Origin of the sequence: Mesorhizobium sp. ISC11, assembly GCF_037162595.1 — a bacterium.
Lineage (GTDB): Bacteria > Pseudomonadota > Alphaproteobacteria > Rhizobiales > Rhizobiaceae > Mesorhizobium > Mesorhizobium ciceri.
On record NZ_JAVSPW010000001.1, the window covers coordinates 1,307,711 to 1,329,097 of the forward strand.

General features: G+C 62.8%; 18 protein-coding genes. 12 read left to right on the forward strand and 6 right to left on the reverse strand.

The genetic code is table 11. The features are described from left to right. Positions 1–4: 4 nt before the first annotated feature. Together RPF88_RS06635 and RPF88_RS06640 are read left to right on the forward strand one after the other, a co-directional pair. Complete coding sequence (locus RPF88_RS06635; RefSeq protein ID WP_337122002.1) at positions 5–1,549, forward strand: NAD(P)H-hydrate dehydratase; 1,545 nt, start codon at positions 5–7, stop codon at positions 1,547–1,549. Next, positions 1,546–3,546 (forward strand): hypothetical protein, encoded by a 2,001-nt coding sequence (locus tag RPF88_RS06640; protein ID WP_337122004.1) that lies wholly within the window; start codon positions 1,546–1,548, stop codon positions 3,544–3,546. Before RPF88_RS06635 ends, RPF88_RS06640 begins: the two co-directional genes overlap by 4 nt. A gap of 40 nt (positions 3,547–3,586) precedes the next feature. Here the strand turns inward: RPF88_RS06640 and RPF88_RS06645 are convergent, their stop codons facing one another. After that, positions 3,587–5,119, reverse strand: coding sequence for an acyl-CoA carboxylase subunit beta (locus RPF88_RS06645; RefSeq protein ID WP_337122005.1), 1,533 nt, complete (start codon positions 5,117–5,119; stop codon positions 3,587–3,589). Positions 5,120–5,527: 408 nt separating this feature from the next. Between RPF88_RS06645 and RPF88_RS06650 the strand changes: the two genes are divergently transcribed. Next, positions 5,528–6,952, forward strand: a complete 1,425-nt coding sequence (locus tag RPF88_RS06650; RefSeq protein WP_024505079.1) for a DEAD/DEAH box helicase — start codon at positions 5,528–5,530, stop codon at positions 6,950–6,952. A 102-nt stretch (positions 6,953–7,054) separates the two neighbouring features. Here the strand turns inward: RPF88_RS06650 and RPF88_RS06655 are convergent, their stop codons facing one another. Then, positions 7,055–8,029 carry an alpha/beta hydrolase gene (locus RPF88_RS06655; RefSeq protein ID WP_013531457.1) on the reverse strand — a complete coding sequence of 325 codons (975 nt, stop codon included), beginning with the start codon at positions 8,027–8,029 and terminating at the stop codon, positions 7,055–7,057. A gap of 78 nt (positions 8,030–8,107) precedes the next feature. Further along, the gene (locus RPF88_RS06660) at positions 8,108–8,929 is read right to left on the reverse strand and encodes an SDR family oxidoreductase (RefSeq protein ID WP_224674183.1); all 822 of its coding nucleotides are present in this window, start codon (positions 8,927–8,929) and stop codon (positions 8,108–8,110) included. A 227-nt stretch (positions 8,930–9,156) separates the two neighbouring features. On the opposite strand from RPF88_RS06660, the gene RPF88_RS06665 reads away from it, so the two are divergent. The 6 genes from RPF88_RS06665 to RPF88_RS06690 all read left to right on the forward strand — a co-directional run bounded on the left by RPF88_RS06665 (position 9,157) and on the right by RPF88_RS06690 (position 13,702). Then, positions 9,157–10,191, forward strand: a complete 1,035-nt coding sequence (locus RPF88_RS06665; protein ID WP_337122006.1) for a cysteine synthase A — start codon at positions 9,157–9,159, stop codon at positions 10,189–10,191. After that, positions 10,191–10,934 carry an alanyl-tRNA editing protein gene (locus tag RPF88_RS06670; protein ID WP_127366844.1) on the forward strand — a complete coding sequence of 248 codons (744 nt, stop codon included), beginning with the start codon at positions 10,191–10,193 and terminating at the stop codon, positions 10,932–10,934. The genes RPF88_RS06665 and RPF88_RS06670 overlap by 1 nt, the downstream gene beginning before the upstream one ends. 38 nt (positions 10,935–10,972) lie before the next feature. Further along, positions 10,973–11,839: a 3-mercaptopyruvate sulfurtransferase gene (gene sseA / locus RPF88_RS06675; RefSeq protein ID WP_337122008.1), complete on the forward strand. Its 867-nt coding sequence runs from the start codon at positions 10,973–10,975 to the stop codon at positions 11,837–11,839. Between the two features lie 5 nt (positions 11,840–11,844). Further along, entirely contained in the window at positions 11,845–12,408 is a 564-nt protein-coding gene (locus RPF88_RS06680; protein ID WP_013531462.1) for a GNAT family N-acetyltransferase, read from the forward strand. 111 nt (positions 12,409–12,519) lie between these two features. Then, a complete protein-coding gene (locus RPF88_RS06685) occupies positions 12,520–13,077 on the forward strand; it encodes an OmpA family protein (protein WP_013531463.1) in 558 nt (185 codons plus the stop codon). Between the two features lie 157 nt (positions 13,078–13,234). Continuing rightward, positions 13,235–13,702, forward strand: a complete 468-nt coding sequence (locus RPF88_RS06690) for a DUF1203 domain-containing protein (RefSeq protein WP_013531464.1) — start codon at positions 13,235–13,237, stop codon at positions 13,700–13,702. 234 nt (positions 13,703–13,936) lie between these two features. Here the strand turns inward: RPF88_RS06690 and RPF88_RS06695 are convergent, their stop codons facing one another. Both RPF88_RS06695 and ald read right to left on the reverse strand, forming a co-directional pair. Continuing rightward, a complete protein-coding gene (locus RPF88_RS06695; RefSeq protein WP_337122009.1) occupies positions 13,937–15,226 on the reverse strand; it encodes an outer membrane protein in 1,290 nt (429 codons plus the stop codon). Positions 15,227–15,431: 205 nt separating this feature from the next. Further along, positions 15,432–16,547 carry an alanine dehydrogenase gene (gene ald, locus RPF88_RS06700; RefSeq protein ID WP_063172194.1) on the reverse strand — a complete coding sequence of 372 codons (1,116 nt, stop codon included), beginning with the start codon at positions 16,545–16,547 and terminating at the stop codon, positions 15,432–15,434. Between the two features lie 156 nt (positions 16,548–16,703). On the opposite strand from ald, the gene RPF88_RS06705 reads away from it, so the two are divergent. Beyond that, positions 16,704–17,177, forward strand: coding sequence for an Lrp/AsnC family transcriptional regulator (locus RPF88_RS06705; RefSeq protein ID WP_013531467.1), 474 nt, complete (start codon positions 16,704–16,706; stop codon positions 17,175–17,177). Here RPF88_RS06705 and RPF88_RS06710 read toward each other — a convergent pair. Beyond that, a complete protein-coding gene (locus tag RPF88_RS06710) occupies positions 17,174–17,824 on the reverse strand; it encodes a 5-formyltetrahydrofolate cyclo-ligase (protein WP_013531468.1) in 651 nt (216 codons plus the stop codon). The genes RPF88_RS06705 and RPF88_RS06710 overlap by 4 nt on opposite strands. A 163-nt stretch (positions 17,825–17,987) precedes the next feature. Between RPF88_RS06710 and RPF88_RS06715 the strand changes: the two genes are divergently transcribed. Beyond that, complete coding sequence (locus RPF88_RS06715; protein ID WP_013531469.1) at positions 17,988–19,253, forward strand: NAD(P)/FAD-dependent oxidoreductase; 1,266 nt, start codon at positions 17,988–17,990, stop codon at positions 19,251–19,253. Positions 19,254–19,402: 149 nt separating this feature from the next. Next, on the forward strand, positions 19,403–21,382 hold the full coding sequence (locus RPF88_RS06720; RefSeq protein ID WP_337122012.1) for a bifunctional 2',3'-cyclic-nucleotide 2'-phosphodiesterase/3'-nucleotidase: 1,980 nt from the start codon (positions 19,403–19,405) through the stop codon (positions 21,380–21,382). Positions 21,383–21,387 lie beyond the last annotated feature (5 nt).

A 21,387-nucleotide genomic window follows, 5' to 3' on the forward strand; every position in this document is an offset into this window, starting at 1 on the left:
ATCCATGAGCAACGAACTTCTTTCCCCGGCCGAAATGAGCGAGGCCGATCGGCTGACGATTGCCGCCGGCCCAGCCGACGGCATCGGCCTGATGCGGCGCGCTGGTGGAGCGGTCGCGGCCGAGGTTCTCAAGCGCTACCCCTCGGCAAAGCACATCCATGTGCTGTGCGGGCCCGGCAACAATGGCGGCGATGGCTATGTCGTTGCCCGCATCCTGGCCGGCAGCGGCGTCGGCACATCGGTCTGGGCATCCGGCGCGCCGAGGCCGAAAAGCGATGCGGCGCTCGCCGCCGCGGAATGCCCGATCAAGCCCCGGCCGCTGTCTGACTTTGAGGCCAAGCCTGGCTCGATCGTGATCGACGCGCTCTATGGGGCGGGGCTGTCGAAGCCGCTGTCCGGCGACGCCGTGAAAGCCGTCGATACAGTGACAGCCCTGAGCCTGCCCGTGGTCGCGGTCGACCTGCCGTCCGGCGTCTCTGGAAGGAGCGGTGACATATTGGGCAGGGCGTTTCGTGCCGAGGTCACCATCACCTTCGCGCGGAAAAAGCCTGGCCACCTGCTGCTGCCGGGGCGCGGGCAATGCGGTGAGATCGTGCTCGCCGATATCGGCATCGGCGACGGCATCATCGCCCACCTCGCCGTCTCGACCTTCGAGAATGTGCCGGACCTGTGGTTGCAGGAATTTCCCGTGCCGGCGGTGGATGCGCACAAATACAAGCGCGGCCATGTCGGCGTCTTTTCCGGCGGCCCAAGTGCTACGGGCGCGGCGCGGCTGTCGGCGCTGGCCGCCGCCAGAAGCGGGGCAGGGGCGGTCACCGTGCTGTCGCCTGGCAATGCCATGCAGGTGAACGCGATGCACCTGACCTCGATCATGCTGCGCGAGGCGGGCTCGCTCGAGGAGGTGCAGGAATTTCTAATGGCGCGCCATCCCGGAGCGCTGGTGTTCGGACCGGGGCTTGGGCCAAAGCCCAAGGTCGGCGATTTCGCCCTGCAGCTGATCAAAGCTTTGGAGGAGGAAGCACGCGACGAGGCGACCGCGAACCACGCCAGTGCGATGGTTCTTGATGCCGACGCCATCACGTCGCTGGCCCATCAGCCTCAGGCGCTGTTCGAAGCTGCCCGTCAGCCGAATGCGCCTGCCTTGATAGTCACGCCGCATGAGGGCGAATTCGGCCGCCTGTTCCCTGATATCGCCGGGGACAAAACCATGTCGAAATTGGACAAGGCGCGAACGGCCGCCGCGCGGGCCAACGCCGTCATCGTCTACAAGGGCGCCGACACGGTCATAGCAGCGCCCGATGGCAAAGCGGCGATCAACTCCAACGGTGCACCGTGGCTGGCCACAGCCGGGTCAGGCGACGTGCTGTCGGGCATCATTGCCGGTTTGCTGGCGCAAGGCATGCCGCCCTTCGAGGGCACCTGCGCGGCGGTGTGGTTGCATGCTGAGGCCGGCAGCCGGTTCGGACCCGGTCTGATCGCCGAGGATCTGCCGCTGGCGCTGGTGCCGGTGTTGCGCGAACTCTTCGACGCGCGCACGGCTGCTCGATGAGCCGCGCCCTGATTCTTTTGCTCGCCACTCTTTTTGGCGCCTTCATGGCGTCGACGGCGCGTGCCGAAGGCCCTTTGACCGTCGTCGACGATCCGTCGGTGCTCGCCGCACTCGATGCCAAGGGTTTCGGTTTCGCCGATGTTTTGGGAGTCGACGGCGAGGACGGTCTGAAGACGCTCTACGACGAGGCGCCGGCCTATCACGCCATCGTCGACATCGTTGCCTCCGATGTTGCGGCGCTGCGGACCGAGATGAAGGCCGGCGGGCGGCCGCTCTACGAGGTCACCGACGGCAATGTCGGCCGCATCATGGACATGCGCTGGCTGAAGACCGACGCCGCGCGCTTCCGGCTGGTCGGCGTCATCAACCGGCTCGATCGTCGCGACTTCGCGGTGCTGCAAGGCGACAGGAGCTGCGGCGAGGTGCGCTTCATCTACCGCCTGGCCTACAGCTTTCGCAAAAACGGCAAGCTGCTGGCGTCGCGCCTGCCATTCAATTTCAATGCCGTCTACAGCGCCGCCCCCGACGCCGATGGCGGCTGCGTCGGTGTTGCCGGGCGCTGGACGCCCCAGCTTGACGAGAGCGTCGATGCCGGCTGGCTGACCGGCGGGCCGCTGGAGAGAGCTGGGCTCACCTTCAAGCAGCTGGAGCTCAACGCACAGGTGGTGCGCTTCCCCTCCGGCCAGGAAACCGAGTTCGGTGGCCAAGCGGCCTATCTCATGCGGATATTCGGCATCGATGGCGCCGATATCAGCGAAAAACCGCTGGACAACACGCCCGACACCGCACGGCTTTCGCAGGATGCGGCGCTGAAGGCACGGCTCGCCGTCTATGTCGGCGCCAATTTGCCGGCGGTTGACGAAGGCGTCTATGAGATTCCCGACGAGTTCCTGGCCAGAAAGATCATCTCATGGTCGACCTTCGGCAGCGCGCGGCAGGCCAATCATCCGTTTACGCAATTGTTCCAGCCCAAGGAATTCGCACCGCTCGATTATTCCACGCTGAAACTGGTGCGCACGCCGGAAGCGCTGGTCGAGCGGCTGGACAATGGCGCCTGCCAAGGTTGCCATCAGGCCGGCTCTACTGCCGGCTTCCATTTCATCGGCCTTGACGACGAGACGACATCGCCGTTGAACCGCATCGAGGTCGGGATTTCGCCGCATCTTCATGCCGAGATCCCGCGCCGCCAGGCCTGGCTGCGCGCTACAGCTGAGGGCAGGGAGCCGAACCGCTTCCGTCCGCTCTCCTTTGCGCCGCCGGCAGCCTGGACGGACGCCGCGGTCGACTACGCGCCGGCCGAGATGGCCATGCCGTGCCTGATGCCGGAAGATGCCGCGCGGTTCGGCGCGACCTGGCAATGCGGCGGCGGCACCGTCTGCACGCCGCTGGCCACCGCTTCGGGCGTGCACACGAAACTGGCCCAATGCCTGCTGCCCAAAGACAGCGAAAAACTGTTTTCCGGTCATCCCTGCCTGACCGGCTCGATCGCCAGCAATGCGGCGCAGCCTTTCAACGACCGCTACAGCAAATCGGGCCAGTTCGCGGCCTTCGCCTCGGACATTTCCCGTACCGCCTACACCTGCCGACCGCCGAAGATCGGCGTGCCTGGCGGCATCGCCTATCGCGGCTGCGACGACAAGGACCGCTCCTTCGCGGCCTTCAAAGCCGGCAAGCCGATGCCGAACGAGATTTGCGGGCTGGTCGGCGGCAAGAAATTCGACATCTGCGTGGCCACCAACAATTTCGACCAATGCCTTGGCGGCGCCGTCAATCGCGGCAACCGGCCGGCCTGTTCGGCCGATCATTTCTGCCGCGAGGACTATATGTGCCAATCGCTGCCGCCGGACACGCCGGGCATCGGCAAGGTCAGAGGCATCGGCTTCTGCTCGCCGACCTATTTCATCTTCCAGATGCGCATCGACAATCACGCAACGCCATGGGTCAGTCCCGTCCGCGCCACCATGGGGGCGGGGTTCGGCGCGGCGGAAGAGGAGTGAGTTGCCCGACGGTTACCTCGGATAGATGTCCAGCCACGCCTCACAGCGGGATGTTGTCGTGCTTCTTCCAGGGGTTCTGCATGTCCTTGTTGCGCAGCATGCGCAGCGCCCGGGCGATGCGGCGGCGGGTCGAATGCGGCATGATCACCTCATCGACATAGCCGCGCTCCGCGGCGACGAAGGGTGACAGGAAGCGATCCTCGTAAGCCTTTGTATGATCTGCGATCTTTTCGGCGTCACCGATGTCCTTGCGGTAGATGATCTCGACCGCGCCTCTGGCGCCCATCACCGCGATCTGCGCCGTTGGCCAGGCATAATTCATGTCGCCGCGCAGATGTTTTGAGGCCATCACGTCATAGGCGCCGCCATAGGCTTTGCGGGTGATGACGGTGATCTTCGGCACGGTCGCCTCGGCATAGGCGAACAGCAGCTTCGCGCCATGCTTGATCAGGCCGCCATATTCCTGCGCCGTGCCGGGCAGGAAGCCGGGGACATCGACGAAGGTGACGATCGGGATCGAAAAACAGTCGCAGAAGCGCACGAAGCGCGCCGCCTTGCGGCTGGCATCGGAATCGAGCACGCCGGCCAGCACCATCGGCTGGTTGGCGACGAAGCCCACCGTGCGGCCCTCGACGCGTCCAAAGCCGGTGACGATGTTCTTGGCAAAACTCTGCTGGATCTCGAAGAAATCGCCTTCGTCGGCGACCTTCAGGATCAGCTCCTTGATGTCGTAGGGCTTGTTGGCGTTATCGGGAATCAGCCGGTCGAGCGACAAATCATGGTCGGTGACCGACTGGTAGCATTCGATCTCGGGAAGCTCCGATGTGTTGGAAGCCGGCAGCAGGTCGACCAGCCGGCGCATCTGCAGCAGCGCCTCGACGTCATTGTCATAGGCTCCGTCGGCGATCGACGATTTCGTTGTGTGGACGGAGGCGCCGCCGAGACTCTCGGCGGTCACCGTCTCGTTGGTCACGGTCTTCACCACATCCGGCCCGGTGACGAACATGTAGGAGGTGTCGCGCACCATGAAGATGAAATCGGTCATGGCAGGCGAATAGACGTCGCCGCCGGCGCACGGTCCCATGATGACGGAAATCTGCGGGATGACGCCTGAGGCCAGCACGTTGCGCTGAAAGATCTCGGCATAGCCGCCGAGTGCTGCCACGCCTTCCTGGATGCGCGCGCCGCCGGCATCGTAGAGGCCGATGATCGGCGCCCGGTTGCGCAGCGCCATCTCCTGCACCTTGATGACCTTCTCGGCATGCGCTTCCGACAGCGAGCCGCCGAACACGGTGAAATCCTTGGCGAAGAGGTAGACCGGGCGGCCGTTGACGGTGCCCCAGCCGGTGACGACGCCGTCGCCCGCGATCTTGGTCTTTTCCATGCCGAAATCGGTCGAGCGGTGCTCGACATACATGTCGAACTCCTCGAACGAGCCCTCGTCGAGAAACACCTCGATGCGTTCGCGCGCGGTGAGCTTGCCCTTCTTGTGCTGGGCGTCGATGCGCGCTTGGCCGCCGCCCATGCGGGCGATCTCGCGGCGGCGCTCGAGTTCCTTCAGCACGTCCTTCATCGATTACCTCCCAAGCCAGCGGCATTTCGTGGTAATCGTGCCGGCAAGCGAGCGCAAGCGCCGCTTGCTCCGTGGATTTTGCTGCGCTGCAGCATGACGCCCCTTGCATTTGGTGGCGAACTGGGCCATATGCGGCGGCATAGGCGCTTGGGCCGGGACTTATCCGGCCTTCTCGACGAATGAGACTGGTTGCGTCTGTTTTCCCTCTTCCGGTATATCGGCCCTTTTTCCGGTAAATCACAAAGCGGCGAAAAAGCCCCGTGGCATGATGCCTGCGGGCACGACAGCGCAGCCGAGTGGACGAACCCGTCCGCCCGCCTTGTCGTTTCATGAAAATTTGTTCGACGGCAGGTTGCGCCCTGCCGCCATCGATGTTTGCGGCCAGAAGCCGCGTGAAAGAAGATTATTTTGACCAACGAAAACACTTTGCCCGGTAGCAACACTGCGGAACTCACCGGTTTCGCGGCACTGGGTATTACGGGCGCGCTGCTCAAGGCCACCCACAACGCCGGCTTCACCGAGCCGAAGCCTATCCAGGCGCAGGCTATCCCGCCGCAGATGGAAGGCCGTGACATTTTCGGCATCGCCCAGACCGGCTCCGGCAAGACCGCGGCCTTCGCTCTGCCGATCCTGTCGAAGATCATCGCACTCGGCACCAAGCGCCGGCCGAAGACGGCGCGTGCGCTTATCCTGGCGCCGACGCGCGAACTCGCCGTGCAGATCGAGGACACGATCAAGATCCTCGCCAAGGGCGCGCATGTCTCGACCGCGCTCGTGCTTGGCGGCGTCTCGCGCTTCAGCCAGGTGAAGAAGGTTGCGCCCGGCGTCGATATCCTGATCGCAACGCCCGGCCGGTTGACCGACCTGGTGCGTGAGGGCGACCTCATGCTTGCCGACACCAAATGGCTGGTGCTCGACGAGGGCGACCGCATGCTCGACATGGGCTTCATCAACGACGTCAAGCGCATCGCCAAGGCGACCGCGCCCGATCGTCAGACGGTGCTGTTCTCGGCGACCATGCCCAATGAAATCGCCGAACTGGCCAAGGGCCTGCTGAAGAACCCGATCCGCGTCGAAGTCGCGCCGCAAAGCACGGCAGCGGCCGAGATCGTGCAAGGCGTCGTCTTTGCCCGCACCAAGCAGAAGCGCCAGGTGCTGTCGACGATGCTCGCCGATGAGGCGATGAAGTCCGTCATCATCTTCTCGCGCACCAAGCATGGTGCCGACAGGGTGACCAAGGACCTCGAGCGCGATGGCTTCAAGGCCGCCGTCATTCACGGCAACAAGTCGCAGAACGCCCGCCAGAAAGCGCTGAACGATTTCCGCGACGGCTCGGTGCGCATTCTGGTGGCGACCGACATCGCGGCGCGTGGCATCGACGTGCCCGGCATCAGCCATGTCGTGAATTTCGACCTGCCGGATGAAGCCGAGAGCTACGTCCACCGCATCGGCCGTACCGGCCGCAACGGCATGGACGGCATCGCGATCACGCTTTGCGATCCTTCCGAGAACAGCAAGCTGCGCCAGGTCGAGCGCATCATCCGCACCAAGCTGCCGATCGTTGCCGACCATCTCGGCAGCCCCGATCCGCTGCGCAATCCGGCTGAAAAGAACGAGCGTTTCGAGCCGGCCAATGACCGCAACGACCGCAATGGCCGTCGCGACGGCAGGCGGCCCGGTGGCGAGAACAAGGGCAACGGCTTTGGCAAGAAGCGCTTCGGCGACAAGCCGGCCTTCGCCGGCGAGCGCAAGCCGGACGGCGCCAAGCCGGCCTTCAAGGGCAACAACAAGCGCCGCTTCGGCGGTAAGCGTCCGGCTGCGCGGGCCGCGTAAGCCAGACCGCGCTGCAGTCAGTCAAGCTTCGGCTGGCTGATTGCCGAGACGAAACAAGAAAAGGGCGGCCGAAGCGATGCTTCGGTCGCCCTTTTTCGTCGCCTACTTCACCACCGCTTCGATCCAGACGGCGATCCTTTGCGCCAGAAACGCCGTGGTCGATGGCGACAGCGCGTCGCCGGCAATGACGTGATTGTCCGGGTCGCCAGTGTCGTCGACCGGAACCAGTTCATGCGGCGCGCCCCAGCGCCCGGCAATCTCGCGGCTGCGGTCGGCCCGCACCACTTTGTCCGAATCAGAAAAGATGAACAAAGCAGGGACGGTCGCCTTCTCCACCGGCGCGCCATAGGCAAGCTCGGTCAGCGCCTGCATCGGCAAGGTTGCTTCGATCGGATAGCGGGTGGTCCAGAATTTTTCATTCAGCGCGTTGCGCGGCACGAAGCTATGTTCCTTGCCGGCGACCAGCCTGGCGATTTGTTTGCCCCACGGCATGGTCAGGATCCCGGCGCCCGAAGCCTTGACGCCGAAGTTCGGGGAGATGAACGCAATCGCCGCCACCCCGTCCGACGCACCGGGCTGCGTTGCCGCCCAGACCGCCAGCGAGCCGCCGGTCGAAGTCGAGATGACGATCACCTTGTCGCCGATCGCCCGGCCGATGGCGAGCGCCTCCTCATAGTCGTTGATCCAGGCATTGATGCTGCCTTGCGTCATCGCCGCGCCATCCTGCCCATGACCGGTAAGCCGTGTGTAGAAGAGATTGGCGTCAAGCTGTTCCGCCACTTCGTCAGGCAGCGGGCGGACCTCGCCCTTCGATGCGGAAAAGCCGTGGATGTAGACGATCGATAGCGGGGTCCTGGCATGCACCAACGGATCGGCCCAGACGATCTCCTTCTCCAGCCCGTCTCGGATTCCGGGGATGGCGGCTTCCGCCTTTGCCACATAGGCCTGCGGATCGTCGCCGATGAGCGAGGGATCGAAACGGATCGTGGTGTCGACGCGAACGCGCGGGCCGAACACGAAGGCCAGTGCGAGAACGGCAATAAGGCCCAGCACAGCAAGCACGATCCGTCGCCCCATCGCAGACTCCACGCAGCACTTGTCTCAACCATGGCGACGGCGGCCCGAAACGAGGAGCCCGCCAATTTCTCAGGCGTCCTATTCGATCGGCGGCTTGCGGTCGTAATGCAGAGGCCGCGCCTTCCAACTGGTCATCAGGCTGATAAACCCTCTGCACAGCGGCCTCGGCAGCAGGGCGAGCAGTTTCAGCGGCCAGCTTGTCCGGCGCGGGAAATGGACTTCGAAACCGCCCGACTTGATGCCTCGCGCCATGCGGCGCGATGCGCGGCTGACCGGCATCAGTCCCGGCATCGGCAGCATGTTCTTCTCGGTCAGCGGGGTGTCGATGAAGCCTGGGTTGAACACCTGGATACGCACGTTCATCTTGTCGAAATCATACTTCAGCGACTCGGCCAGGATGTTGATGGCCGCCTTGGTGCCGCCATAGGCGGCCGTTGTCGGCCAGCCGAAATAGGACGTCACGGAGCCGACCAGCACGACATGGCCGCGCGCCCGCACACGCATGCGTTCGACCGCAGGCACGAGGCCGTTGATGATGCCGAAATAATTGACCTCGAAGGACCGGCGAAAGTCGTTGACGACAAGATTCTCCCCCGGCGTCGAAATGTAATTCCCAGCATTGAAGATGGCGAGCACGATGGGACCGAGCTCCTTCTCGATGGCAGCGACGGTCCTTGCCATGCGCGGCTCGTCGGTGACGTCGCAGGGAAAGGCCATGACGCTGCCCGGCATCTGCGCGGTCTCGACGACAAGCGTGTCGATCGGATCGTCGTCGAGCGCCGTCACCGCGACGGCATAGCCCTGGGAAGCAAGATCCCTGGCCAGCGCACGGCCGATGCCGCTCGATCCGCCCGTGATCCAGGCGACGCCGTGCTTCGGGTTGGCCCGGTAGAGTGTCATGCTGCGCCCTGTCGACTTGTTGGTGCTTTGCTCTAGCGATGAAGAAATCGAATGAAAAGCTGCTTTTCGACGTCAGCCGGAAAATGAGCTGTGGCGCAAGAGGTCGGTTTCGGGAAGCGCTGACGCAACTACAGTACCGCAAATGCGACTGGACCAGACAAATTCTTGCCTTGAAACTGCAGCTTCGGGTTTCTAGGGTTTCGGCGCACCTACACAAGGAATCCTGAATGCCCCGTTCTGTGATCGACGCAATCGGCAACACGCCTTTGATCCGCCTCAACAAAGCTTCGGAACAAACCGGTTGCGAGATCCTGGGCAAGGCCGAATTCATGAATCCGGGCCAGTCGGTCAAGGATCGCGCCGGCCTGTTCATCATCCGCGACGCCGAGCAGCGTGGGCTGCTGAGGCCCGGCGGCGTCGTCGTCGAGGGAACGGCGGGCAACACTGGCATCGGGCTGACGCTGGTCGCCAAGGCGCTCGGCTATCGCACCGTCATCGTCATTCCCGACACACAGAGCCAGGAGAAGAAGGACACGATCAAGCTGCTCGGTGCCGAACTGATCGAAGTGCCTGCCGTGCCCTATAAGAACCCCAACAATTATGTGAAACTGTCGGGGCGGCTGGCCGAGCAACTGGCGCGGACCGAGCCGAACGGCGCCATCTGGGCCAACCAGTTCGACAATGTTGCCAACCGTGACGGCCATATCCGCACCACAGCGGAGGAAATCTGGAGCCAGACCGGGAGCAAGGTCGATGGCTTTGTCTCGGCGGTCGGTTCCGGCGGCACGCTGGCCGGCGTCGCCTTTGGGCTGAAGGCGAAAAGCAAGGATGTGAAGATCGCGCTGGCCGACCCTCTGGGGGCCGCGCTCTACTCCTTCTACACCAGCGGCGAGCTGAAGTCCGAAGGCAGCTCGATCACCGAAGGCATCGGGCAGGGGCGCATCACCGCCAATCTCGAAGGGTTCACGCCGGACTTTTCCTTCCAGATCCCCGATGAGGATGCGCTGCCGATCGTCTTCGACCTGATCCAGGAAGAGGGGCTTTGCGTCGGTGGCTCGACCGGCATCAACATTGCCGGCGCGATCCGCCTGGCCAGGGAATTGGGTCCCGGCCACACCATCGTGACCATTCTTTGTGACTACGGCACGCGCTATCAGTCAAAACTGTTCAACCCGGAATTCCTGCGCGAGAAGCAACTGCCGGTGCCAGGCTGGATGGAGCTGAAGAGCACAATTTCGGTGCCGTTCGAAAAGGTCGCGTGATGGCAAACAGGACGGATGCCCTGTTTCGCGACGACGCCTATCTGCGGACGGCAGATGCGACAGTCGTTGCCGTCAACGACCGCGGCGGCATCATCCTCGACCGGACGATCTTCTACGCCACTTCGGGCGGCCAACCGGGCGATACCGGTTATCTCGAACGCGCGGACGGCAGCCGCATCGCCATTGCCGCTACCCTCACCGGCGAGACCAAGGACGAGATCATCCATGTGCCGGCGCCTGAGCAAGCAGTGCCACAGGTCGGCGAGACGGTGAGGCTGGCCATCGACTGGGAACGCCGGCATCTCCTGATGCGCATGCATGCGGCTTGCCATTTGCTCACCGTCGTCTGTCCGTTTCCAATCACCGGTGCCGCCGTTTCCGAGGACGACAGCCGTGTCGACTTCGACGCTCCGGATGCCGGCTTCACCAAGGAGGACATCACCGCCGGGCTGATGGAGCTGGTGCGGGCCGATCATCCGATCTTTGTCAGGCTGATCAGTGACGAGGAACTGGCCGCCAATCCCGGCCTGGTGAAATCCAAGAACGTTCGGCCGCCGGCCGGCACCGGCAAGATCCGCCTGGTCTGTATCGGCGACAACGCCTCGGTGGACAGCCAGCCCTGCGGCGGCACCCATGTGAAGAGCACTGGCGAAGTCGGCGAAATCCACATCGGCAAGATCGAGAAGAAGGGCCGTGAAAACCGGCGCTTCCGCATCCGCTTTGGGCCGATGCCGGCAAACTGAACAGACAGTGATCGCCAAAAGGCGAGCAGGAGCACAAAATGGCCGAGGACAGCCCCTTCACCGTCGACGCAGACTGGCTGCAGCAACGTCTCGGCGAGCCGGGCCTGACGATCATCGACGCATCCTGGTATCTCCCGGCGCAGAAGCGCGATGCGCGCGGCGAGTATGATTTGGCCCACATCCCGGGCGCACGATTTCTGGATCAGGATGCGGTTTCGGATCCGGATTCGCCCTTGCCGCATACGCTGCCGTCACCGCAGCATTTTGCCCAGTATGTCGGCGCCATGGGCGTTTCGGCCGATGACACCATCGTCGTCTACGATGGTCCGGGTTTCTTCTCGGCGCCCCGGGCGTGGTGGATGTTCAGGGTGATGGGCGTCTTCCAGACCTATATTCTGGATGGCGGCTTCGATGGCTGGAAAGCCGCCGGCAGACCGGTGACGGCTGAGCCGACGAAGATCGCGCCAAGCGTGTTTCATGCCGATTTCGACTCCGGGCGCGTCGCCAGCCTCGCCGACATGCGCCGGATCGTCGACACCAGGGCAAGCCAGATCGCCGACGCCCGGGGACCGGGCCGCTTTACCGGCGCCGAGCCTGAGCCGCGCGCGGGTATCCGCTCCGGCCATATGCCTGGCGCGCGCAATCTGCCCTATTCGGCGCTGTCGGAAAATGGCGAGCTGCTGTCGAAGGACCGCCTGCGCAAGGCGATCGAGGAGGCCGGCATCGATCTGTCGAAACCTGTCGTCACCTCATGCGGCTCCGGCATTACCGCAGCGGTGGTGACGCTGGCGCTGGAAACACTTGGCCATACCAACAACAGGCTTTACGACGGCTCCTGGACGGAGTGGGGCGGGCTTTCCGACACGCCTGTCGTGACCGGCCCCGTTGTGATCGGCAAGGAATGAAGACGATGGAAAACGGCGCGCTGGAAGATATTGACGTCACGGTGACGTTTCTCGAGATGCATGTGCCGCCGGCCTATTCGCCGCCGGTGCCCTACAACCGTCAGATCGCGCTGCTGAAGACCAAGGACATTCCGCTGCATTTCTACCGCTATCTGATGGACCGGGTGGGGCGCAAATGGCACTGGGTCAATGTGCTGAGGCTGGATGACGACGAGCTTGCCGCCGGCATTCATCGCGAGGATCGCGACATCAGGGTCCTTTATCTCGACGGCGCACCCGCCGGCTTCTTCGATCTCAAGCCGCATCTGCCGGAAGAAGTCGAGCTCGCCTATTTCGGCATGATGGAACATGCGACGGGACAAGGCATCGGCCGCTGGTTCCTGGGTTCCGCGATCGCAGCCGCCTGGTCGCATGGTCCGAAGCGCGTGACGGTGCAGACCTGCACGCTCGATCATCCGGCGGCTCTGCCGCTTTACCAGAAGCTCGGCTTTGCACCGGTGGCGCAAAAGAAGGAAATCGTGCATCCGCTGCCTTTCGCCGAGCGCGCGGCCAGCGTCATGCGGCCCTAGCCGGAAGCTGACACCAGCTCGAATCTGAACCTGTCGTTCATCGGCCCTTCAGGCTGCTTTTGGCATGTTGCCCGCACCATCAATGCGGCCAAGGCCGAAGGAGACGAAGACATGCTGACCCGCCGTACACTTGCCGCCGCGCTGATCGCGGCGATTGCCATGCCAAGCCTGGCCGCAGCCCAGGCGACAACGCCTTCGGCCGCGACGATCGAGCGGAAGCTCGAGGCGGCACCGCGTGTGAAATTGCGGCCGAACGAGCGCGTCACCATCCGGGAATTCAAGCGGCGCCCGGATTTGCGCCGCATGGCCCGCTCGATCGATATCCAGTCGATCAACTTCGCCTTCGGTTCGGCGGCTATTGCCAACTCGCAATACGACAAGATCGAGACTATTGCCGACGCGCTGCGGCGAATCCTGCGCCGCGATCCCGGCGCCCGCGTGCTGATCGAGGGCCATACCGACGCCGTCGGCTCCTTCCAGTCGAACCAGGCCCTGTCCGAACAACGCGCCGCTTCGCTCAAGCGCACATTGGTGCGCGAATTTAGGGTGCCCGGCCATGCACTGGAAACCGTTGGTTACGGTGAGGAGTTTTTGCTGGTGCAGACGCAGAACGAAAACTGGCAGAATCGCCGGGTGACGCTGCGCCGCTTCGACGATTTCATCCGTTGAGTCGCAGCTCCGAATTTTAATTAGCCGGCGCCTTTGACAGGAATCTGATGAGAGCCGATCGCCGAGGGGCGATCGGCTTTTCGACATTTGGCAGGAATCGGGTGGGCGGCGAGGGTTCAAGGACATAATTTCCAATCACGACACCGGAGATTTTTCCATGACCATCCAGTTCAAAGCTTTGCCGACCGAAGCTGTCAGGACGCTGCAGCGTGGTGGCGTCGATGCTTATGGCCAAACGCCCGAGCGAAAGGTCTCAGATGGTGACGGCATGCCTTGCCGGCATTGTTTGAAGAACATAGGAGCCGGCGATGCCTATCTTGTTCTGGCATACAGGCCATTCCCGCAGCTTCAGCCCTATGCCGAAACCGGGCCGATCTTCCTGCATGCCGAGGAATGCGACGGCGCTGCCGAGGGCGAGGCGCTGCCCGAGATTCTCGACAGCCCCGACTACATCGTGCGCGGCTATGGCAGGGATGACCGTATCGTCTATGGCAGCGGCGGCGTGGTCCCGACCGGAGACATCACCGGGCGGGCCAAGACCTTGTTGGAACGCGACGAGATCGCCTACGTCCATGTCCGCTCGGCGCGCAACAATTGCTACCAGTGCCGCATCGAGCGCGCTTGAGGCTGAGATTAGCCGCTGGAAACAGCTGTCGTACTCCCGTCGCATAGTCGCGATAGAAAGCCATTGTCGATCGATTTGCCGACCGCGGATGAACCGGCGGCAAATCTCGTCATCGAGGAAGCGGGGCTTTGGCTCCGCTTTTTTGTTGCCTGCGTTTGGAGCAGACGTATTCCACGCAAGAAAAAAGCCCGCCGGCATGGCCGACGGGCTGCAACTGTTTGGCTGGAGGGCCTTTTAGTTGAACTTGTACTTCGCGCCGAGGCGCACGGTCTGGAAAGACGGGGTGTCCTCGAGAATGCCGCCCGAGCCGAAGTCTTCCTTCTGATACTGCGAATAACGGTATTCCAAACCGACGGTCATATTGCTGGAAACGGCAGTTTCCAGGCCGCCACCGATCGAGAAGCCGCTTGAGCCCCAATCATAGATGTCAGCGCTACCACCACCGGGCGCTTCCGCATGCAGATCGAAGTGCTGCCAGCTGTAACCGCCGAGCACATAGGCCAGCGTTGATTCGTTGACCTTGGCACCGATTCGAGCGAGAGCATCGAAGCCGTAGTCGGCATCGCCCTTGATGGAAACGGGGGCGAGATCGAGCTTGGTCTGGATGCCGGAATAACGGGCATCCAACTGAACGCCAGCGACCCAGCTGCCGAAATCATGATCATAGCCGACGCTCGCCTCGCCGAACACGCCTTCGCCGCCAATGCCGTTGAGCTCGCCGCTAGCACCCAACCCAAGATTGAGGTTTAGATCATGCACCATCGTGCCGGCACCGAGCGCACCACCGGCATAGAAGCCGGTCCAATCGTAAGCCGGGGCGGCAAAGGACGTGCCGCCACCATTTTGCGCGCCGAAGCGATAGTTTGCCGCGATATGGAAGGTGTGGGTGGAAGGCTCGATATCGAGAGAGGCATCGCCAAAATCGAGTACCGACTTGTCACCGTAGTCCGCGTAGCGATATTCGGTCTTCAATGTCCAGTTGCCACGCAGCACGGTTTCCATGCCAACGCCGAGCACATAGCCGCTGCGGTTCTGCGAAAATTCCAAGCCGTCCGCGGCGCCCGATCCGTCAAGTTTGAAATGCTGCCAGGTGTACCCGCCGAGTACATAGCCCAACGTATTCGGATTGAGCAGGTAACCGGCACGCAGGCCAACATCGAAGCCATAAGAGTTTGTCAGATCGACATCGCCGCCTGCAATGCTCAATGAGGGACCAATGTTGCTCAGATTTGCGTCAATGAAACCACCGAGCAGGAAACGCTCCGAAACCATGTAATCGTAGCCTGCCGTCAATTCACCAAAGACGCCATTTCCACCAAGGCCATTGAAGTCTAGGCCAGGTACGCTGAATTTGTGTACGCTGGCGCCAAAGCCGCCGCCGATGCCGACATAAGCACCGCTCCAGTTAAAGCCGGCAGCTTCTTCTACCGGCTGCACGACGTCTGCTGCGTGAGCAGCAGATATCAAAGCCACAGCAGAAACAGCACCAAGAAGAAAAGATTTCGCGGATGTGCGAATGAACATATGCCCGTACCCCATGAGTAAACCCAGAATGTCTCTAGCAGGGAACCGGCCGGCACGGGAATGACAAATATGCAACAATGATGAGCAAAGTGCCGTTGCGTCACATCTTTCGACGCCATGCTTTGCCTGAAAAACAGGCTCGCAAGAAAAAACCCGCCGGCATAGAACCGGCGGGCTGGATTGAAAGGAGCTGTTTTCGCGAAAATCAGGCGGCGAGTACCGCTTTCGGCTCGACCAGTTCGTAGCCGAGCGCCTCGGCAACTGCGCGGTTGGTGATCTTGCCCTTGTGGACATTGAGGCCGTTGCGCAGGTGGTGATCGTCGACCAGCGCCTTCAGGCCCTTGTCGGCGAGCTGCAGGCCGTAGTGAAGCGTCGCGTTGTTGAGCGCGTGGGCCGACGTGACGGGCACGGCACCCGGCATGTTGGCGACGCAATAGTGGATGACGCCGTCGACCTCATAGGTCGGGTCGGCATGGGTGGTCGCGTGCGAGGTCTCGAAGCAGCCGCCCTGGTCGATGGCGACATCGACCAGCACCGAGCCTTTCTTCATGCCCGACAGCATTTCGCGCGAAACCAGTTTTGGCGCCGCGGCACCCGGGATCAGCACTGCGCCGACGACGATGTCGGCTGAAAAACACTCTTCTTCCAGCGCCTCGACAGTCGAGTAACGAGTGTGGACGCGGCCGGCGAAGAGATCGTCGAGCTGGCGCAGGCGCGGGATCGAGCGGTCGATGATGGTGACGTCGGCGCCAAGGCCCGCCGCCATCCTGGCCGCGTGCAGGCCGACGACGCCACCGCCGAGAACGGTGACCTTGCCGGGCAGCACGCCGGGCACGCCGCCGAGCAGCACGCCGCGGCCGCCATTGGCCTTCTGCAGCGCCGTGGCGCCGGCCTGGATCGACAGGCGTCCAGCAACTTCCGACATCGGCGCCAGCAGCGGCAGGCCGCCACGGTCGTCGGTCACGGTCTCGTAGGCGATTGCCGTCACGCCGGACGCAAGCAGGCCCTTGGTCTGCTCCGGATCCGGAGCAAGGTGGAGGTAGGTATACAGGATCTGGCCTTCGCGAAGCTGCGCCCATTCGCTGGGCTGCGGCTCCTTGACCTTGACGATCATGTCCGACCTGGCGAACACCTCGGCGGCCGTCTTGGCAATCGTGGCGCCGGCGGCGCGATAGGCGTTGTCATCGGCGCCGATGCCCGCACCGGCCCCGGTCTCGACCAGCACTTCGTGGCCATGGGCGACATATTCGCGGACCGAGCCGGGGGTGAGGCCGACGCGGTATTCGTGGTTCTTGATTTCCTTGGGGCAGCCGACGCGCATTTTCTTCTCCTGATCCGGCCCTTTTGGGCTCGTTCCCTGTATGGCTGGAGTGAACCACGAATCGTTGCGCAGGTGTTTGCGAATGCGCTTGCGCCCACCGGCCGGTTTCGATAATCGTTGCGCGAAACAGCAAGATATTCGCAGGATTCACGAATAATGCCGCTCGACAGGATCGATATCGCCATTCTCGAAGCTTTGCAGAAGGATGGCAGGATACCCAATGCGGCGCTGGCCGAGAAGGTCGGCCTGTCGCAGTCGGCCTGTTCGCGCCGGCTCGACAATCTGGAGAAATCCGGAACCATTCGCGGCTACCACGCCCGGCTTTCCAATGCGGCACTTGGCCACCAGATGACGGCGATCGTGCACATATCGCTGTCGGGGCAGTTCGAGAAGACGCTGTCGGATTTCGAGGCGGCGATCAAGCGCTGCCCGAACGTGCTGTCCTGTCACCTGATGTCGGGCGAATACGACTACATCCTGCGGATCGCGGCGAAGGATCTCGTCGACTATGAGCGCATCCACAAGGAATGGCTGTCGGCGATGCCGCATGTGACCAAGATCAATTCGTCCTTTGCGCTGCGCGAAATCGTCGACAGGACCGCCATGGGCATGAAGCCGGAAATGGCCTAGGCCTCCGTTACCACCCGATCCATCGGAATGTCGTGCGGCTGCGGGTAGATGGTCGCGATGCGCTGCAGCTCGTAGCCGACGCCGATGACCAGTGGCTTGAACGGCATCGCTGCCAGCGTACGGTCGAAGAAACCGCCGCCATAACCCAGGCGGTAGTTCAGGGGATCGATGCCGACGATCGGCGAGATGACGATGTCCGGCAGCACCGGATCGCCCTCGGCCGGGATCGGGATATTCCAGACACCTTTCTCCAGCCGGTCGCCTGCTTTGTAGGCGCGGAAGATCAGCGGCTGCCCCTTCTCGATGACGATGGGCAGGGCGGTGCGGCCGCCGCGTTCGTTTATGGACGCCATCCAAGGCCGCAAATCCGGCTCGCCGCGAAACGGCCAGTAGAGACTGACCATGCGGCCGGCGATCTCGCCGATTACCGCGTCGAGGCCATCGGCGATGCGTTGCGACATTACCGTTCGCGCGTCGGCCGAAACAGCAAGACGCGCGGCGATCAGGCGTTCGCGCTCAGCCTTGCGCCAGCGTCTCACATCGGTCCAGTCGCTCGAAGGCGCACGGAATTCCGGATCGAGTTCGTGCATGAAACAGGGCGGCGAAGAATACTGCGCCGGAGCATCGTCGTCACGATCGTTGGCCATGCCTCACCTCATCGCGTGTTCGATGACGCTATACCTCGCGATACGATACAACATGTGCATTCACGACATGCAACGACGAGTCTCGGGCACTGGCCATCTGTTGTTGCATTGCACAAAAATACCTACATGCAGGACAGGCAATCTTGCTATCAAGGTGAACGGAATGAACGAAGCCAGGCATCATGTCGTCGTTGTCGGCGCGGGTTTCGGCGGCCTTGAGTTCACCCGTGCGCTTGCCGGCGCTCCCGTGCGCATCACCATGATCGACAAGCGCAACCATCACCTCTTCCAGCCGCTGCTCTACCAGGTGGCGACGACGGCGCTGGCCACCTCCGAGGTTGCCTGGCCGATCCGCCACCTCCTGCGCAAGCGCAAGGATGTGACGACGCTGCTCGCCAATGTCACCGGTGTCGACCGCGCCGGCAAGCGCGTGCTGCTCGACGACGGCAGCGCGGTCGCCTACGACACGCTGCTGCTCGCCACCGGTGCCCGCCACGCCTATTTCGGCCATGACGAATGGGAGCCGTTCGCGCCTGGCCTGAAGACGCTGGAGGACGCCACCACCATTCGGCGGCGAATTCTCCTGGCCTTCGAACAGGCCGAGCGGGAGGCTGATCCCGCCAAGCGCCAGGCGCTGCTGACAATTGCGATCGTCGGTGGCGGGCCGACCGGCGTCGAGCTTGCCGGCACCATCGTCGAGTTGGCGCATGACACGCTGCGCGGCGAGTTCCGCAACATCGACACGCGGCAGACGCGCGTGGTGCTGATCGAGGCCGGCGACCGCATTCTGGCCAATTTCGCACCGAAACTTTCCGACTACGCCAACAAAGCGCTCGAGCGGCTCGGCGTGACGGTCGAGCTCGGGCGGGCCGTCACGCGCTGCGACGCCGAAGGTGTCGTGTTTGGCGATAAGCAACTGGCCGCCCGAACGATCCTGTGGGCAGCCGGCGTTGCCGCTTCGCCAGCCGCTGAATGGCTGGGAGCGAAGGCGGACCGCGCGGGCAGGGTGCTGGTCGAGCCCGATCTAAGTGTGCCTGGCAGCCCGGAGATCTTCGTCATCGGCGACGCCGCTCATGTGCTGCGGCCAGACGGGCGGCCGGTTCCCGGCGTGGCGCCTTCCGCCAAGCAGGAGGGCCGACATGTTGCGGCTACCATCAAGGCCAGGCTCGGCGGCGACACGACCGCGCGTCCTTTCCACTACAGGCATGCCGGCGATCTGGCGACGATCGGCAAACGCGCCGCCGCCATCGATTTCGGCTGGATCAAGCTCACCGGCTGGCTCGCCTGGTGGCTGTGGGGAGTGGCCCACATCTATTTCCTGATCGGCTTTCGCAACCGGCTTGCTGTTTCGCTGAGCTGGCTATGGATCTACGCGACGGGGCAACGCAGCGCGCGGCTGATCACCCAGGGCGACGACGACAAGGGCTGATTTCTTCACCGGCATCGTTCATCCGCACGTCATCTGTTGCTGGTCGACTGACCTTCCGATGCACGCAACTTCTTGAATGGACTTGAGCCGATTTCGGCGCGAAGTTCGCTTCGGGGCAGGGCGTGTCACGTTGTCGATGAGGAGAAAACATGTCGCAACTGCTCCATCCCGTCTCCCGCCGCGATTTCCTCGCTGGCACCGCAGCTACAGGGGCGCTGATCGTGCTTCATCCCTTCTCCGCTCGCGCACAGGCCAACCAGGCGCATCTCCGGATCATGGAGACCACCGACATCCATGTGAACGTGCTGCCTTACGATTATTACGCCGACAAAGCGAACGACACGCTGGGCTTGTCGCGCACGGCCTCCCTGATCGACGCCGTGCGCAAGGAAGCCGTGAATTCGATGCTGATCGACAATGGCGACCTGCTGCAGGGCAACCCGATGGGCGACTACATCGCCTATGAGAAGGGCCTGAAGGACGGCGACCTGCATCCGATCATGAAGGGTATGAACCTGCTCGGCTACGAGTGCTCGACGCTGGGCAACCACGAGTTCAACTATGGCCTGTCGTTCCTGGACAAGGTGCTGGCCGGCGCCAATTTTCCCTTCGTCTGCGCCAATCTGATCCGCGGCACCGAGCTTGCCGCGAACCCGCGCGACGACAAGCTCTATCTCAAGCCCTATGTCATCCTCGACAAGAAGATCAAGGACGGTTCGGGCGCCGAGCAGCCGATCAGGATCGGCATCATCGGCTTCGTGCCGCCGCAGATCATGGTCTGGGATCTCAAGAACCTCGAAGGCAACGTCAAGACGCGCGACATCGTCGAGGCGGCCAAGGCCTGGGTGCCGCAGATGAAGGAGGCGGGCGCCGACATCGTCATTGCGCTGTCGCATTCCGGCATCGACGTGAAGCACGGCGACATGATGGAGAACGCTTCGTTCTTCGTCGCCGGCGTCGACGGCATCGACGCGGTGTTCACCGGGCACCAGCATCTGGTGTTCCCCGGCAAGAAGGATTTCCAATCGCTCGATGGTGTCGACACGCAAAAGGGCACGCTGCAGGGCAAACCCGCCGTCATGGGCGGTTTCTGGGGCTCGCATATGGGGCTGATCGACCTGATGCTGGAACGCGATGGGTCAAAATGGAAGGTCGTTTCCGCCACCTCCGAGGCGCGGCCGATCTTCGAACGCGTCGACAATAAGAACAAACCGACTGTCCCGGACGACAAGCGCATCATCGCGGCCCTTGAGCAGGACCACCAGGCAACGCTGGCCTATGTGCGCCGCCCCGTTGGCAAGACCTCCGCGCCGCTCTATTCCTATTTCGCGCTGGTCGCCGACGATCCGTCGGTGCAGGTCGTCAGTCAGGCGCAGACCTGGTACCTCAGGGATATTCTGAAGAACACGCAATGGAAGGATGTGCCGCTGCTGTCGGCGGCCGCTCCGTTCAAGGCCGGCGGACGCAACGGCGCCGACTACTATACCGACGTGCCCGCCGGCGATATCGCCGTCAAGAACGTCGCCGACCTCTATCTCTATCCCAACACCGTGCGTGCGGTCGAAATCACCGGTGGGCAGGTCAAGGAATGGCTGGAAATGTCGGCCGGGATCTTCAACCGGATCGAGCCAGGGAAGGCCGACCAGGCCCTCATCAACACCGATTTTCCGTCCTACAATTTCGACGTCATCGACGGCGTCACCTATAAAGTAGACCTGTCGCAGCCGCCGAAATACGATGCCAAGGGCGGGCTGGCGAACGCCGGCGCCAATCGCATCGTCGACCTGAGTTTCGATGGAAAACCGATTGATCCCAAACAGAAATTCGTCGTCGCGACCAACAACTACCGGGCCGGTGGCGGCGGCAATTTCCCTGATATCAATGCCTCGAAGATCATTTACGAAGCGCCGGACACCAATCGCGACGTCATCGTCCGCTACATCGTCAGCGAAGGTACAATCAACCCGTCCGCGGACGACAACTGGTCGTTCGCGCCGCTGCCTGGAACCAGCGCCGTGTTCGAAACCGGCGCCAAGGCGAAGGATTTCATTGCGCAGCTGAAATCGCTGAAGATCGAGCCGGCAGGCGAGGGCGAGGCAGGTTTCGCGAAATACCGCATCCTGCTTTGAAGGTG